12 protein-coding genes are annotated in these 14,505 nt (G+C 71.8%); 6 read left to right on the forward strand and 6 right to left on the reverse strand.

The annotated features are described in order from the left end of the window. The first annotated feature begins 26 nt into the window (after positions 1 to 26). The 4 genes from ASC64_RS23135 (at position 27) to ASC64_RS09590 (ending at position 2,488) form a co-directional block, all read left to right on the forward strand. Entirely contained in the window at positions 27 to 392 is a 366-nt protein-coding gene (locus ASC64_RS23135; protein WP_442937963.1) for a DUF222 domain-containing protein, read from the forward strand. A gap of 66 nt (positions 393 to 458) precedes the next feature. After that, on the forward strand, positions 459 to 1,034 hold the full coding sequence (locus tag ASC64_RS09580) for an RNA polymerase sigma factor (protein ID WP_056907322.1): 576 nt from the start codon (positions 459 to 461) through the stop codon (positions 1,032 to 1,034). Beyond that, on the forward strand, positions 1,027 to 1,731 hold the full coding sequence (locus ASC64_RS09585; protein WP_056907323.1) for a hypothetical protein: 705 nt from the start codon (positions 1,027 to 1,029) through the stop codon (positions 1,729 to 1,731). Before ASC64_RS09580 ends, ASC64_RS09585 begins: the two co-directional genes overlap by 8 nt. A gap of 133 nt (positions 1,732 to 1,864) precedes the next feature. Then, positions 1,865 to 2,488 carry a hypothetical protein gene (locus ASC64_RS09590; RefSeq protein WP_056907324.1) on the forward strand — a complete coding sequence of 208 codons (624 nt, stop codon included), beginning with the start codon at positions 1,865 to 1,867 and terminating at the stop codon, positions 2,486 to 2,488. 10 nt (positions 2,489 to 2,498) lie between these two features. On the opposite strand, the gene ASC64_RS09595 is transcribed toward ASC64_RS09590, so the two are convergent. The 4 genes from ASC64_RS09595 to ASC64_RS09610 form a co-directional block, all read right to left on the reverse strand. Then, positions 2,499 to 4,316 carry a bifunctional metallophosphatase/5'-nucleotidase gene (locus ASC64_RS09595; protein WP_056907325.1) on the reverse strand — a complete coding sequence of 606 codons (1,818 nt, stop codon included), beginning with the start codon at positions 4,314 to 4,316 and terminating at the stop codon, positions 2,499 to 2,501. A 61-nt stretch (positions 4,317 to 4,377) separates the two neighbouring features. Then, positions 4,378 to 5,181, reverse strand: coding sequence for a ceramidase domain-containing protein (locus ASC64_RS09600; protein ID WP_056907326.1), 804 nt, complete (start codon positions 5,179 to 5,181; stop codon positions 4,378 to 4,380). 32 nt (positions 5,182 to 5,213) lie between these two features. Next, positions 5,214 to 7,481, reverse strand: coding sequence for an esterase-like activity of phytase family protein (locus tag ASC64_RS09605; protein WP_200937659.1), 2,268 nt, complete (start codon positions 7,479 to 7,481; stop codon positions 5,214 to 5,216). A 99-nt stretch (positions 7,482 to 7,580) separates the two neighbouring features. Next, complete coding sequence (locus ASC64_RS09610) at positions 7,581 to 9,581, reverse strand: PhoX family protein (RefSeq protein ID WP_235563631.1); 2,001 nt, start codon at positions 9,579 to 9,581, stop codon at positions 7,581 to 7,583. 147 nt (positions 9,582 to 9,728) lie between these two features. Here ASC64_RS09610 and ASC64_RS09615 point away from each other — a divergent pair, with 147 nt between their 5' ends. Next, entirely contained in the window at positions 9,729 to 10,031 is a 303-nt protein-coding gene (locus ASC64_RS09615; RefSeq protein ID WP_235563632.1) for a DUF3253 domain-containing protein, read from the forward strand. Positions 10,032 to 10,034: 3 nt separating this feature from the next. Here the strand turns inward: ASC64_RS09615 and ASC64_RS09620 are convergent, their stop codons facing one another. Both ASC64_RS09620 and ASC64_RS22740 read right to left on the reverse strand, forming a co-directional pair. After that, positions 10,035 to 11,033, reverse strand: coding sequence for a 5'-3' exonuclease (locus ASC64_RS09620; protein ID WP_056907329.1), 999 nt, complete (start codon positions 11,031 to 11,033; stop codon positions 10,035 to 10,037). 34 nt (positions 11,034 to 11,067) lie between these two features. After that, a complete protein-coding gene (locus tag ASC64_RS22740; protein ID WP_056907330.1) occupies positions 11,068 to 11,838 on the reverse strand; it encodes a polysaccharide pyruvyl transferase family protein in 771 nt (256 codons plus the stop codon). An 86-nt stretch (positions 11,839 to 11,924) separates the two neighbouring features. On the opposite strand from ASC64_RS22740, the gene ASC64_RS09630 reads away from it, so the two are divergent. Beyond that, the gene (locus tag ASC64_RS09630; protein ID WP_056907331.1) at positions 11,925 to 14,495 is read left to right on the forward strand and encodes a hypothetical protein; all 2,571 of its coding nucleotides are present in this window, start codon (positions 11,925 to 11,927) and stop codon (positions 14,493 to 14,495) included. Positions 14,496 to 14,505: the final 10 nt, after the last annotated feature.

Below are 14,505 nucleotides of genomic sequence, written 5' to 3' on the forward strand. Positions count from 1 at the left end.
AGCTCCTCGGCGAGCACGCCACCGCGCTGCTCGACGACGGCACCCGCATGTCCGCCGCCCAGGCCCGTCGACTCGCGTGTGAGGCCGGGATCATCCCCGTCGTCCTCGGCACCGCGTCGCAGCCCCTCGACCTCGGCCGCGCGGCTCGACTCTTCACCAAGGCCCAGCGCATCGCCCTCGGCCTCCGCGACGGCGGCTGCACCGCGAAGGGATGCGAGACCACCGCGTCGGGCTGCCACGCCCACCATGACGACCCGTGGTCCCGCGGCGGCCTCACCGACCTCACCAACGGACGCCTGCTCTGCCCGAACCACCACCGCCTCGCCCACGACCCCCGCTACGCCATGACCGTCCACGCCGACAACAAGGTCACCTTCGCCCGGCGGACGTAGACCCGGATCGCGGAACCTCCGCCGCCGCGGCGGTGTAGACACGGTGCTGGGACCCTCAGGACGGGAGTGACGATCAGCGCCGACGACGACGTGCCGGACGCCGACCTCATCGGCAGGGTGCGCGCCGGTGACACCGACGCGTACGCCGTCCTCGTGCGCCGCCACGCCCCGATGGCGATGCGTACGGCGGTGCTGCTCGGTGCGGGCGGGGACGCCGAGGACGTGGTGCAGGAGGCGTTGGTGAAGGCATTCCGGACGCTGGACCGCTTCCACGCCGACCGGCCGTTCCGTCCCTGGCTGCTGAGGATCGTGGCCAACGAGACCCGCAACGCCCACCGCGGCGCCGTACGTCGCTCGGCGCGGGAGGAGCGCGCGTCGCGGTCGCTGCCACCCGAGCTCCTCGACCCGGCCGTGGAGGTCGCGGACCGCGAGGCGAAGGAGCACCTGCTCTCGGCGGTCGACCGGCTGCCGGAGGCGATGCGCCGGGTCGTGGTGTGCCGCTGGCTCCTCGACCTCGACGAGGCGACCACGGCGGTGGTGCTCGGCCTGCCGCGCGGCACCGTCAAGTCACGGCTGAGCAGGGGACTGCGCCGGCTCCGCGAGGACCTCGGCACGACGACGGAGCGCGTGGACCATGCCTGACGCGATCGAGCAGCGCCTGGCCGAGCTGGCCCACGACCTGCGGGTGGACGTGCCCGCCGGGCTCGCGGACTCGGTCATGGATCGGGTCCACGGTGCCCGCCCTGCCCGACGGTGGCGACGCTGGGTGGTGGGGCTGCTCCTCGGTGCGCTCGCCGGTGGCGTCGTGGCCTCACCGGTGGGAGCCACGCTCCGGGAGTGGTTCGGCTTCCACGGCGTCGCGGTGACCTCCGGCGACCGGGTGACCAGCAGTCCCACGGTTCCCGCCGCATCCGGCGGCGCCGACCTCGCGGAGGCGGCGGCGCTCGCCGGGTTCGAGCCCGTCGTGCCCGACGCGCTGGGAGCACCGGACGCCGTCGAGGTCTCCGACGACGCGTCCGTCGTCTCGCTGAGCTGGACGACCGACGACGGGACGGTGCGGCTCGACGAGTTCCTGGGGACCGTCGAGCCGCTCTTCTGGAAGACCGCGCCCGAGGCCGAGCACGTCGCCGTCGCAGGCCGCGACGCGCTCTGGCTCCCGACGCCGCACCGGGTCACCGTCCTCGCCCCGGGCGGTGACGTCCGACAGCTTCCGTCCCGGCTGTCGGCACCAACGCTGGTGTGGCTCAGCGGCGACCTCACGCTGCGGCTGGAGGGCGACCTCGGTCTCGACGAGGCGGTGGCCGTGGCCGAGTCGGTGGATACGGGAACCTCTCCGTAGGCGGCGGTGTATCCCCGGCACCCACCCCTCCGGGTCTCGATACGCTCGCTCGTTCCTCGCGCGCTACTCGACCACCTACGGGGGCGAGGGTGTATCACCGGCACCCGCCCGAACCCACCTTCTTGGAGGAGCCATGCGCAGGATCCTGGCCGTCGTCGTGCTCGCCCTCTCCGCCCTCGTCGGGCTCCCCGGCACCGCCACGGCCGGAGGACCGACGAGCGTGCTCGTCACCCAGCCCGGGACGGGCGCCGGCGCGCTCTACCACAGCGATGCGGCGTACGACGCCCTCGTGCGGCTGCTGCCGCCGGGGGACACCAGCGGCGAGGCAAGCCCGCCCGGCTACGCGGGCGAGGGCTACCAGCTGACCTGGATGGTGCACGACGTGATGCCGTGGCGCTTCGACCGGCTGCAGCTCGACGCCGATGGCAACGTGTGGGTGTCCACCACCTCGACCGCGAACGTCGCCGGTGAGTGGCAGTCGCTCGGCCCCGCGAAGGCGCTCCGGCGACTCCTCCAGGGCGTCCTCGACGACGACGCGGAGCCCACCGCCGTCTCCGTCCCTGCCGGGAACGCCTCCGCTGCGGACGTCCCGGCGACCCCGGCCGCCGCGGCGCCCCCGGCGGACGACTCGTCCTGGTTCTCGCTCTCCGGCTGGCGCTGGCTCGTGCCCGGTGCGCTCCTGGGCCTGCTGGTGGGCGCGGCCGCGGCACGCCGGCGCGGCGACGAGGAGCCGCGCCGGGTGCTGGTCAGCTCGTAGACCGGCTGCCTCAGGTGACGGTGATCGGCTGGCCGCCCGACACGAGCCGCCAGTCCACGGAGGCGAAGTCGGCCGGGTCGATCACACCGTTGGCCGTCACCCAGTCGATCAGCAGCTGGCGGATCTCGTTCTGGCGGTTGTAGACCACCGGTGCCGTGCTGACGTGCGGGAAGCCGCCACCCCCGGACTGGCGGTAGTTGTTGACGGCCATCGCGAACTCCTGGTCGGCCGTGACCGGCCGGCCGTTGTAGGACAGGTCGAGGATGCGCGAGCCCACCGGCTGGGAGACGTCGATGTCGTAGGTCAGCGCCGCGTCGAGCCCGGCGACGGAGTCGAAGTTGTAGTCGGGCGTGCCGTTGGGGGCGGTCGCCGTGACGGCGTTGGTGACCTGGTCCATGGTGAACGGCCCGGGACCCGAGACCTGCTTGAAGTAGCGGGCGGAGTACTCGAGGTAGTCCTTCACCTGGGCGCCGGTGACCTTCACGCCGAGCAGGGTGTTGTCGTAGATGTAGAGCCCGGCGACGTCGCGGACGGTCACCTGGCCGGCCGGGAACGACGCCTGGCGGTTGAACGGTGCTGCGATCGACAGCACCGGCAGCGCCGCGTCGGCGCCGCTCAGGCCCGCCTTCACGGCGTCGGCCTGGACGTACTGGACGAAGTCGATGATCGGCACGTCCTCGACGACCGCACGCGCTGCGGACAGTGCGGCGGCCGACGTGCCGACGGGGGAGTTGACGTAGTCGACGACGGTGTCGTGCTGCGCGCGCACGGCGGCCAGCACCGCCGGGTCACCGGCCACGGTGTTGGAGTTGAGCGTCTGCCCGTGGGACGAGACGACCTTCCAGCGGCCGTGCACGTGCTGGAGGTCGAGGTCCATGACCGCCACGCGCATGCCCCAGTAGGCCGGCTCGCACAGCAGCACCTGCTGCCCCGTGCGGGCGTTGGGGACGAGGCGCTGGGGGATGTCCTTGTGGGCGTGGCCGACGAGGATCGCGTCGACGCCCGGGACCTGCTCGGCCACCAGGGAGGCGGCGTTCTCCGGCCACGGCAGCGCGTCGCCGTACGACGAGGATGTGTCGGCGCCGCTGTGCGCGCTGATCACGACGACGTCGCAGCCGCGCCGCTTGAGCTCGGGCACGAAGCGGCGGGCCTGCTCGACCAAGCCGGGGAACTCCACCTTGCCCTCGACGTTGGCCTTGTCCCAGATCGCGATGCCGGGGTTGGTCAGCCCGAGGACGCCGACCTTCAGGTCGGGAGCGCCCCGCACCTTGAACCGCTTGATGACGTAGGGCGGGAACACCGGGCGACCGGTCGCCGGGTCGACCGCGTTGGCGCCCAGCAGCGGGAAGTCCAGCTGGGACTCGAAGGTGCGCAGCGTGTCGAGGCCGTAGTTGAACTCGTGGTTGCCCAGCGCGGCCGCGTCGTAGCCGACGAGGTTCATCGCGCGGGCCATCGGGTGGATGGAGCCGCCGGTGATCGGGTCGATGCGCGCGTAGTAGTAGGCCAGGGGAGTGCCCTGGATGGTGTCGCCGGCGTCGAGGGTCAGCACGGGCTGGTGCCCGAGCCTGGCCCGCCCAGCCTTGATCAGGGTGGCCGCCTTGGCGATGCCGATGTCGTCGTGCGCGGTGTTGTCGAACTCGAGGTTCTTGAAGTAGTCCCAGTTCAGGACGTTGCCGTGCAGGTCGGTGGTGCCGAGCACGGTCAGCCGCGTGCGGTGCCGCCCGGGGTGGGCAAGGGCCGCCTCGGGCTGCGCGACGAAGCCTGCGGCGGTGAGGGCGGCGGCACCGGTGAGGACGGCGCGACGGTTGGGGGTGGGCTGCGAGGTCATGCAGAACCGCTTTCCGAGAGATCCGAGTCGCCCCGGAGGTGCCCGGAGCCGGTCCATCTACCTACACGACCTCGGCCCAGGTCAACCTCCCAGCGGCGGTGTTCACCGATCGTTCGGAGGCGTAGAACCGGAACAGCCAGTACGCCGCTACGGCGCAGAGCAGGTGCCAGGCGGCGTGCCCCTGCAGCAGCGACGCAGGGTCGCACCAGCCGGCGTTGCTCAGCAGCCAGATCCCGAACGCGACGAGCATCGCGGCCAGGGACACGACGCCGTGCCGGAAGACGATGGCGGTCTCGCCGCGCCGCCAGATGCGGGTCTCCAGCACGACGGCCGCGACGAGGAGCACCCCGAACGCCAGGTTCCCGGAGTAGTGCACCACCGGCACCGGGTCCGTCCAGAGCCCGGCGAGCTCGCACAGCAGCACGCAGGCGGCGTACGCCGTGGCGAAGGCCGTGGTGCCGCGGCGCGTCCAGCGGACCCAGGCCCACGCCGCCGCGAACCCCGCGACGAGGTACATGCTCAGCATGTCGAGGTGGCCGCCCCACGTGCTCTGCGTGGCGTGCATGGCTGCCGAGGCCGGGCCGAGCAGCACCACGACGCACGCGAGCACCGTCGCCACCGTCCGCGACATCACCCCGTCGGCCGGCAGCCGGCCCGCGCGGGCGGCCACCAGCAGCCCGGCGATGACGAACCCGACGTTGGACAGCGTGTTGGCGGGCTGACGGACCCAGCCGGGGCGCGGCGCCTCGCAGAAGTTCGCGCCCCGGCCGACGTCGGGTCCGAGCCAGCCCTGCCCGACCGCCAGCACCAGCAGCGCCGTCGAGGCGACGGCGACCGTGGTGGTCGCGGCGAGCGGGCGGGGCATGGCCCGATCGTAGGGACCCGTGGTCGCGGTGGTCAGGCGCTCGCCGCCACCGCCGCCCCCACGTCCGGGTTGTCGGTGAAGAAGTCGTCCATGCCCGCCCGGAGGAAGACGCGGATCTCACCGGCCAGGTCGCCCACCGCGGCCGGGTCGGCCGAGGACCGGAAGTCCAGCGGCAGGAAGGTGTTCTCCCGGCGGAAGGTCCACCCCGTCACCGTCAGACCGGCCCGGTGGGCGTTGCGGATCGCCTCGGTCGGCGTGCCCAGGCTGCCGTCGGCCTTCCGCGGGATCATCACGTCCTTGCACATCCCGACGCTGTCGGCGTAGCGGGCGACGCCGCGCATGCCCGCCCGGGTCACCAGGTCGGCGTACGTCACGCCGGTGCCGGCGGCGACCTGGTCGTAGGGCGCTCCGGCGCAGTCGATGAGCTGGACCAGGTCGAAGCGGGTCATCCGTGACAGGCGCTGGAGGTTGCCGACCTCGAAGCTCTGGATCACGACCGGCGTGTCACCGGGACGTACGCCGTTGCGGGCGAGCGCGTCGAGGACCGGCTGCTCGGCCGGGAGGCCGGCCCGGGCGAGGTAGGTGCTGTGCTTGATCTCGGGGATCACGCCCATCGGCTGGCCGTCGCAGGTCTCGGTCCGGCGGGCGAAGGCGAGGACCTCGTCGAAGGTCGGCACCTGGTAGAGGCCGTTGTAGGTCGCACCCTCCGGCCGCAGCTGGGGGAGGCGCTCGACCGCGCGGAGCGTCTTGAGCTCGGCGAGGGTGAAGTCCTCGACGAACCAGCCGGTGACGGCGCGGCCGTCGACCTGCTTGGTGGTGCGACGAGCGGCGAACTCGGGGTGCGCGGCGACGTCGGTGGTGCCGCCGATCTCGGGCTCGTGACGGTCGACCAGCACGCCGTCCTCGGTCATGACCAGGTCGGGCTCGACGAAGTCGGCGCACTGGCGAGCGGCGAGCTCGTAGGCGGCGATGGTGTGCTCGGGGCGGTATCCCGAGGCGCCGCGGTGCGCGAACACCGTCGGGCCGCCGGCTGCCACGCGCTCGCGGCGCATCTCGACGTGGATGATCTCGATGTCGTCGGGCGTGCCGTCGACACGCGCGTCGTCGCCGGGGAAGTTGTTGTCGTTGGTGAAGACGAAGCTGCCGTCGCGCAGCTGCACCACTGTCTCGTCGGAGACGAACGGGAAGGCGAAGGGGTCGCCGGTGCCGTAGCCGTCGCCCGCGCCGATGCCGTCGGGGTTGGCGATGTCGAGCAGGTCGAGCACGGGCTCGGCGACGAGGTGGCCGCCGGGCTCGGTGCGACCGAGGTCGACCTCGACGATGCGCTTGGTGACCGCCTGGGCGCCGCCGAAGTTGTCGCGCTCGAGGAGCAGCACGCGGTTGCGGCCGGTCATGAACGCGTCGCCGACGAGGTTGGCCGCCTCGACGGTGCGGTAGGCCCACCGCTTGCCGGTGTAGCGCATGGTGCGGGTGTCGAACTGGTTGATCCAGCGCACGCGCTGGTCGGTCTCCGCGACGAGTGCGCCCTCGAGGACCGGGTAGGCGTAGCGCGAGCCGTCGTACGCCGTCGCCTCGAAGCCCTTGCTGGCAGGGAGGGTCGGCTGGGCGCCGCCGAGCGCGGGGTTCTGCGGCGACTGCACTCCGGGGAGCGGGACGGGCGCCTCGAGGAGGGCGCCGTCGGTGTCGAAGTGCAGGAGGTACGGGCCGAACTCGTCGCCGACGAGGAAGCTGCCGTCACGCAGGCGGACCACCGACTCGATGTCGAAGTCGGCACCGGTGAGCAGGCGCTCGTCGGTGTCCTCGTTGACGATCGGGAAGCCCGCCTTGTGGTCGGGGTCGGCGAAGGAGATGAAGTCGGGGAGGTCGACGGTGCCGTCGCCGCCAGTGCCCTCGAAGCTGGGCTCGACGAGGTACATCCGCAGCAGGAAGTCCGCGGAGTTGGCCTTGGCGCCGAAGCCGTTGTCCGGCATCGCCCAGAAGGTGCCGTCGCCGTTGTCCAGCATGGCGGAGAAGCCAGGAACCACCTGGCCCGGGAACGGGCCCGTGCGCCCGTTCCCGGGCGTCATCTGTGCGCCCGACGGTGGGCCCGGCGCGAGGAAGTCGGCGTCGATCGTGGCGCGGCCGACGAGGGTGGGCACCTCGACCGTCCGGCTGTGTCCGTGACCGTGCTGGCCGTGGCCGTGGCCGTCTGCGTCGGCCCGGGCGGGCGCGACGGGGGCGGCGAGGAGGAGGGAGCCGACCAGGAGGCCGGCGAGTGGTGCAGCGAGCGTCGTACGACGTGGGTGCATGGGTAGGGGCATGACGAGTCCTTCGGGTCCGAGTTCCGGGCAGGGGCGTGCGCCGGTCGCACCGGGCCGTGGGGCCCGGCGCGACCGGGTGGGTCGATCAGGAAGTGCGCGTCAGGCGCGGGTGACCTGCACGACTGAGGGGCGCGGGCCGGAGAACTGGCCGGGGCGCGGCGTGGTGCCGGCGGCGACGAAGTCGGGGAAGCGCGACTGGGGCGCGTCCCAGGTGCCGTCCTCGCCGGGGTGCTGGACGGCGACGAAGACGGAGCCGTCGCGGTCGTGGATCACCGGGCCGCAGGTCTCCGCGCCCGCGGGCACGGCGAGGAACTGCTGCACGCGGCCGCGCTCGGGCCCCTCCACGGGCACCTTGAAGAGACCGTCGTTGAGCTTGATGGCGCTCGGCTGGCCGTCGGTGGAGATCCACAGGTTGCCGACGCTGTCGAAGGCGACGTTGTCGGGGCAGGAGATCGGGGACACCGGACCGGTCCAGCCGCCGAAGTAGGTGCCGGCGGAAGCGGCGTCACCGCAGATGAGGAACAGGTCCCAGCTGAACGTGGCGGCCGTGTGGTCGCCCCCGGTCGGGGTGATCTCGACGACGTGGCCGTCCTTGTTGGCCGCGCGCGGGTTGGGCTCGGTCGGGCCCTCCTTGCCGACCTTGCCGCGGTCGGTGTTGTTGGTGCACGCGACGTAGACCTTGCCGTTGTGGAGGCTGGGCTGCACGTCCTCGGGGCGGTCCATCTTGGTGGGCATGACGGCGTCGGCGGCCAGGCGGGTGAAGACGAGCACCTCCTCGATGCTGAAGCCGGGCACCATCGACTGGCCGTCCCGGGTGAGCGGGATCCACTCGCCGGTGCCGTCGCTGACGCCGTCCTCGAGGCCGTCGCCGGTGAAGCGGGCGACGGACAGGTCGCCCTCACTGAGCGGCGAGCGGTTGCCGTGGCGGCGCCAGCTGCCGCCGCGCCCGTGGAGGCGGTCCTTCGACACGAAGCGGTAGAGGTAGTCGAAGCGCTCGTCGTCGCCCATGTAGGCCACCACGTGCCCGTCGCGGTTGACGATCACGTTGGCGCCCTCGTGCTTGAAGCGGCCCATCGCGGTGTGCTTGACCGGGGTCGAGCGCGGGTCGGAGGGGTCGATCTCGACGACCCACCCGAAGCGGTTCGGCTCGTTGGCGTATGCCGGCTGGGTGGCGTCCCAGCGCGGGTCGACGGAGCGCCAGTTGCGGGCGTCCTGCGTGGCGGACAGGCCGTAGCGGGTCTCGCGCGGGGTGGTGCCGGCCGCCTTGAAGTACTGGTTGAAGTTCTCCTCGCCCGAGAGCACCGTGCCCCAGGGCGTGGTGCCGCCGGAGCAGTTGTTCATGGTGCCGCGGACCGTCGTGCCGGTCGGGTCCTCGGCGGTCTTCAGCAGGTCGGAGCCGGCGGCGGGACCGTCGAGGACGAAGGGCGTGTCGAGGGTGATCCGGCGGTTGAGCCGGGCGCCGGGGACGTAGCGCCACGTGTCGCCGCGGCGACGCCGCTCGAGCTCGACGACCGACATGCCGTGCGCGGCCCAGGCGGTGCGGGCGAGGGTCGTCAGGTCCGTGCCGGGCGGGAACATGATGCCCTCGTTGGTGTACTCGTGGTTGCACACCAGCAGCGCCCGGGTGCCCGAGCGGTTGGTCTCGATGATGTCGAGGTAGTCGTTGTTGTAGCCGAACTGGCCTGCCTGGGCCTCGGGCGTCTGGTGGGCCGGGTCGAAGGCCGGCGCACCGCGCAGGATCGGGTCGCCCCAGCGGATGATCGCCTGCCAGTCGTAGCCCGCGGGGACCGTGACGTCGTCGACGGTCGTCGCGACGGGTGCGATCGCCGCGAATGCCAGCGGGGCGCCCCCGCTGTGGCCGCCGTGACCTGACGGGTCGCCGTGCCCGCCGCGACCGGCCGCGGCGGGGGAGGCGGCGACCACCCCGAGCGCGGCGGCGGTGAGTCCTGCGCCGACGACCGTGCGCCGGCGCAGCGCCTGCGCGGCGACGTCGCGGAAGTACGACGTGTCGGTGACGTTGGGCGCAGCGACCGAGCAGGCGTCGCCGCACCGGAGGTGACAGGTGACCGCGCTGCGGTTGCCGTGAGTGAGCCCTGCCATCGGCAGGAGGCGGGAAGGTGTGCTGGGGAGCGGGCGAGGGGTGGTGTCCGTCATGGGTGTCTCCGTGCCGAGTGGGTGCAGGTCGCGTGTCGGCCTCACTCTGTCCGTGCCCGGTGAGCCGCGGAGGGGCGCGCAGGTGGACATTCGGTGAACTACTCGGACGTCACCCCGGCGCGGCGGGCCGAGGCACACTGGAGCCGTGCCCGACATCGACCAGCGGCTGGAGGCGGCCATCCTGGAGCTCCTCGCCAGGCGTGCTCCCACGGCGACCATCTGCCCCTCGACGCGGCCCGGGAGGTCGGCGACGAGGACTCGTGGCGCGACCTGATGGACCCGGCGCGGGCCGCGGCAGCGCGGCTCGTGGACCGCGGCGAGGTGGAGATCACCCGGGGCGGGGAGGTCGTCGACCTGGCCACCGCGACGGGCCCGATCCGGATCAGGCGGCGGTGAGGCTCAGCCGGACGAGGCCGGCGGGGAGGTGAGCACCCGCACGGCGAAGTCGGTGGTGAAGTCGTTGTCGAGGAAGCCGACCACCTTCGTCACCCGGTCGAGGTCGAGCGGCAGCAGCCCGCGCGACCCCGGCACGTCCGGGGTGAGGCCGAGGTCGAGGTCGTCCTTGCCCGACATCATCTCCACGTTGAAGTCGTAGCGGGCGCGGGCACCGGGCGCCGCCAGACGGCGTACGACGGTCTCGCCGAGGCGGCGCGCGCCGTTCTCCGCGGCCCAGTCGTCGAGCGCGGCGGCCAGCGAGCGCCCGCCCAGGTGGTCGACGTCGGCCCAGGCCGCGTCCATGGACCCGGCGACGTCGAGCAGGATCGCGGCGGTCTTCTCGCCGATCCCCTGCACGCCGGGGAGGTTGTCGCTGGCGTCACCGCGCAGCGCCGCGAAGGCGAGGTAGTTGGCCGGGCGGACGCCGTACATGTTGAACAGGCGCGCGGGGTTGAGCATCGGGGAGCCGTGGATGCCGCCGTCGATGAGCCGCAGCACCTGCGTGTGCCGGCTGATGTGGGCGAAGGCGTCACGGTCGGAGGTGATGATCACGCAGTCCCAGCCGTTGGCCGCGGCCCACGTCGCGCCGGAGGCGTTGACGTCGTCGGCCTCGAGCCCGGGTGGGGTCAGCGTGGCCAGGCCGAGCGCGTCCAGGAGGGCGCCGGCGCGGTCGAGCTGGTCGACGAGCTCGGGGTCCTTCTCGGCACGGCCGGCCTTGTAGTCGGGGTAGGCGTCGCGCCGCAGCGAGCCGGTGCGGTCGTCGAGCCCGAAGATGACGGCGTCGGGCGCGATGGTGTCGATCGACTCGAGGATCTGGCGCAGCATGCCGTGCAGGGCCCAGATCGGGCGCCCCGACCGGTCGCGCAGGCCCGTGTGGGCGCGCGCGTGGTGGTTGCGGTGCAGCAGCGAGGGCGCGTCCACGACCAGCAGCAGCCGGCGGGAGCGGGGAGGGTCCTGGGTCATGGCGATCGGCGCCAGCCTAGGTCGGGCGAGGCACTCAGTCGAAGGTCGGGAAGGCGGCGTAGAGCTCGTCGCGGAGGTCCGACAGGCCGTTTGGACGTCGACCGTCCCACCTGCTCGCCAGCGCGACGAGGTCGTCGCCCGGGCTGAGCACGTGCGGCTCCCGCGTCATCCCGACGGATGCGTGGTAGTCGTCGAACTTGTACGTGCCGCCGAACAGCTCGGTGCTCGTGAACCAAGTGGTCGCGACGTCGTAGGAGTCGGCCACGATCAGTCCGTGGAGCGAGGAGGAGAAGACGTGCTCGCACGAGGCTATCTGGCTGATGACGACCTCCGGGTCCTGGCGTACGTCGATGAGCAGAGCGTTCGACCGTGCGACAGCCTCGGCCAGCACGAGACTCCCAAGGTCCCACAGGTGGGGGACCACGCCGATGGCGTGCGTGGTCGTCGGGCGCGCGCCGAATGCCTCCGGACACAACAGGCCCGGATCCCCGAGAGGCGTGTCGGGGTTGGCCCCGGCGAGCGTGCGCGAACGAGGTCCGCGGATCGCGTGGTAGGCGACCTCCGCCAGTGGAGGGGCTGCTTCCAGGTCGTGGATGAAGCCAGAACCCCAAACGCGGATTGGCCGTGGGCGGTTGTGAACGGCGGGGGTGATCCACTGGATGACGGAGCCGCTGGCCGTGAGGTCGGCCTCCAAGAGGGGCGCCCACTCGACCGTGACGCCGAACAACCTCTCGAGCAGAACGGGGTTCATCGCGTCGCCGAAGTTCGGTTGCTCGCGCCACCAGTAAACGCGGACGCGAGACACGGGCGCATAGTAGCCTGACGCCGCCTTGGGACGGACGAGTGTGCACCGCACCCATCAGCCTTGATCCCGCATCGAGAGGCCCGTCTGTGAGCGACCCGTTCAGCGACCGGTTCCGCGTGGGCGCGAGCATCGTGAGCGCACGGCCCGTGTTCACCAACAGGGTCGACGAGCTCGCTCGCTTCAGGAGCGCGTGGGACGCCCACCGCGCCTCGCTGGACGATCTCGCGGCACTGGGACGAGAGGCGCCCCGCACGAACGTGCTGCACTTCTACGGAACGGGCGGTATCGGCAAGTCGTCGTTGTTGCACCGTCTGCGACGCGAGTTCGACGAAGATGGAATCGCGCGCGCCAGCGAGGTCATCGACTTCGACTCACCGTCGGTGTTCGACCTCGAGGAGATGGTGCTGCGGCTGCGAGCGTGCGTCGGGCAGCTGGGTATCCGGTGCACGGCTTTCGACTTCGCGCTCCACTTCTACTGGAGCGTGGCTCACCCAGGCGAGTCGATCGAGATGTACACCGCCAAGCACGGTGTACTGGGTCGGCTGAGCCGGAAGTACGACTTGGCCGCCGACATGGAGTCGTCGGTCATGGACATCGTGTCCAGCGTCGTCGAGTCGTCGTCCGTCGTCCACGGCACGACCAAGCTGGCGTCTGCCGTGCATCGGCTCCTGATTGACCGGGCGCGCGTCAAGCACGCCATCGCCGAGTGCGATGACCTCCCGATCTTCCTGGACCCCACAACAGCGGAGCAGTCGATCGGGTACCTGCCTGCCCTGTTGTCGTGGGACCTGCAGCAGGCGGGGAATCCTCCCGTCACCGTCTTCTGGGACACGTATGAGGAGGTGCAGGACAGGGGTCGCCGTCAGGAGAAGCCCATCCAGCGGATCTGCTTCCTGCTGCCGAACGTGTTTTTCGTAGTCGGCGGGCGCAACCGACTTGACTGGGCCCACGAGTCGCTGCTGGGCGAGCTGGACTACGTCGGCCCTCGATGCTGGCCGGGTCTGGCCGAGACCGAGGCCGCGTCCCAGGTGCGGGTCGGCGATCTCTCCGAGAGGGATTCCGACACCTACCTGTCAGAGCGACTGTTGGTGCACGGTGAGGCGGCGATTCCCCCGGCGGTACGCCAGCAGATGGTGGCCGCATCAGGAGGGTGGCCGCTCTACCTCGACCTTGCCGCGCAGCACTTCCAGCAGGCAATGGCGGAAGGCACAGCGGACGACATCCAGGGCGACGTGCCCTTCTCCGCTCTCGCCACCCGACTCGCTGCGGACCTCTCCATGGAGGAGCGGGCGGTCATGCGGGGAGCGGCACTCCTGGAGTCGTTCGATGCCGATCTCGTCCGCGCCGCCGCGGGCCACGTCGCCGACGGGGCGGTGATGGGGCTCCTGGAACGTGACTTCGTGAAGCGTGACGTTCTCCGGGTCTGGCCTCTGTCCCTGCATTCCACCCTGCGTCGGGCACTGCGGGCCGACACGACCTCGTGGGACTCGTGGACAGACATCGACTGGAACTTGGCCGCGCGCCGCGTGTTCGACCGCCTGGCCGAGCGTGCGGCCCGGTCCAATGACACCCGCGAGCTACGGGCGTGCCTGGTGCAGGGCCTGGCTCTCGCCCACGAGTTCCTGTTGCCCGTGGACTGGCTGTCCGTAGTGGCGCGCCGCCTGGCCGGGCACGGCGGGTTGTCCGGCGTACGAGACCTCGGCTCGCTGAAGACTCCCGCAGGCGCGCTGTCCCGGTTGTGCCAGGTCGTGGATGCGCACAGCCAGACGTCCTTCGCCGAGGCCGCGAAACCGCTGGACCGAGCCCTCCTGGACGCACTGAGTCCCGTCGATCGCGTGTGGGTGCGGTCCCTACGTGCCACCGCTCTGCTGAATGCGGGGGAGGTGCGGGCCGCCGCTGATGCCTATTCGGACATCATCAGCGACGGCGTGCTGCCCTCGGACGTCGCCGTCCACGTCCACACCATGTTCGCCCTGGTGTTGTTGAAGACGGGACGCTTCCAGGAGCTGGTCGCCCTCGCCGAGCATCCCGACTCCCGGGTGGACCTGCACCGCGTGCTGGGCGACGTCACGCGCTACCACGCACGATGGGACGAGGCCAGATCCCACTACGAGCGTGGCCTGGCCGACTCCATGGCGTCCGGAGACCTCGGTCTTGAGCGTCTCTACCGAGCCGAGCTCGCATTGGTCGACGGCTGGACCGGTCGGTCCGACCCCCGTCTGCGCAAGCGGCCTGACGACGAGGACGCCTCGGCATGGGGCGCGGTCACGCACCTCGTGGCACAAGCGCTCTTCGAGGCAGGGCGCGAACCAGTCGAGGCGCACCGGCTCCTCGACGAGGCGGCCGCGGCCGCGGGTGGTTACGGAGTTACGGAGGGGCGGGTGGACGTCGCCGTCGCTCGCGGCTTCGTCGCGGCTGTCCACGATGACGGTCCCGGGCTGGAGCGAGCACTTCGTGCGGTCGACGACCACGTCGGCGACACAGGTGCCCACGGGTTCTGGGTGATCGTCCTGCGCTGGTGGAGCCAGGACGACGCGATGGCTGAGTCGGTGGACTGGATCTCCGGGAACCTCGCAGCACGGGATGCCTGGCGAGCCACGCTCGAGCGGCGACGTCCCTCCCACGGACGCCGCCGTTCTCGTCCGTCCGACGACTAGCGGCGCTGGA

The sequence above is a fragment of the Nocardioides sp. Root122 genome (assembly GCF_001425025.1).
Taxonomy (GTDB): Bacteria; Actinomycetota; Actinomycetes; order Propionibacteriales; family Nocardioidaceae; genus Nocardioides.

Bases quoted from the DNA above. Each gene is read 5' to 3' on its own strand.
- ASC64_RS09585 (WP_056907323.1), top strand. From the start codon at position 1,027: ATGCCTGACGCGATCGAGCAGCGCCTGGCCGAGCTGGCCCACGACCTG.
- ASC64_RS09590 (WP_056907324.1), top strand. From the start codon at position 1,865: ATGCGCAGGATCCTGGCCGTCGTCGTGCTCGCCCTCTCCGCCCTCGTC.
- ASC64_RS09595 (WP_056907325.1), bottom strand. From the start codon at position 4,316: ATGACCTCGCAGCCCACCCCCAACCGTCGCGCCGTCCTCACCGGTGCC.
- ASC64_RS09600 (WP_056907326.1), bottom strand. From the start codon at position 5,181: ATGCCCCGCCCGCTCGCCGCGACCACCACGGTCGCCGTCGCCTCGACG.
- ASC64_RS09605 (WP_200937659.1), bottom strand. From the start codon at position 7,481: ATGCCCCTACCCATGCACCCACGTCGTACGACGCTCGCTGCACCACTC.
- ASC64_RS09610 (WP_235563631.1), bottom strand. From the start codon at position 9,581: ATGGCAGGGCTCACTCACGGCAACCGCAGCGCGGTCACCTGTCACCTC.
- ASC64_RS09620 (WP_056907329.1), bottom strand. From the start codon at position 11,033: ATGACCCAGGACCCTCCCCGCTCCCGCCGGCTGCTGCTGGTCGTGGAC.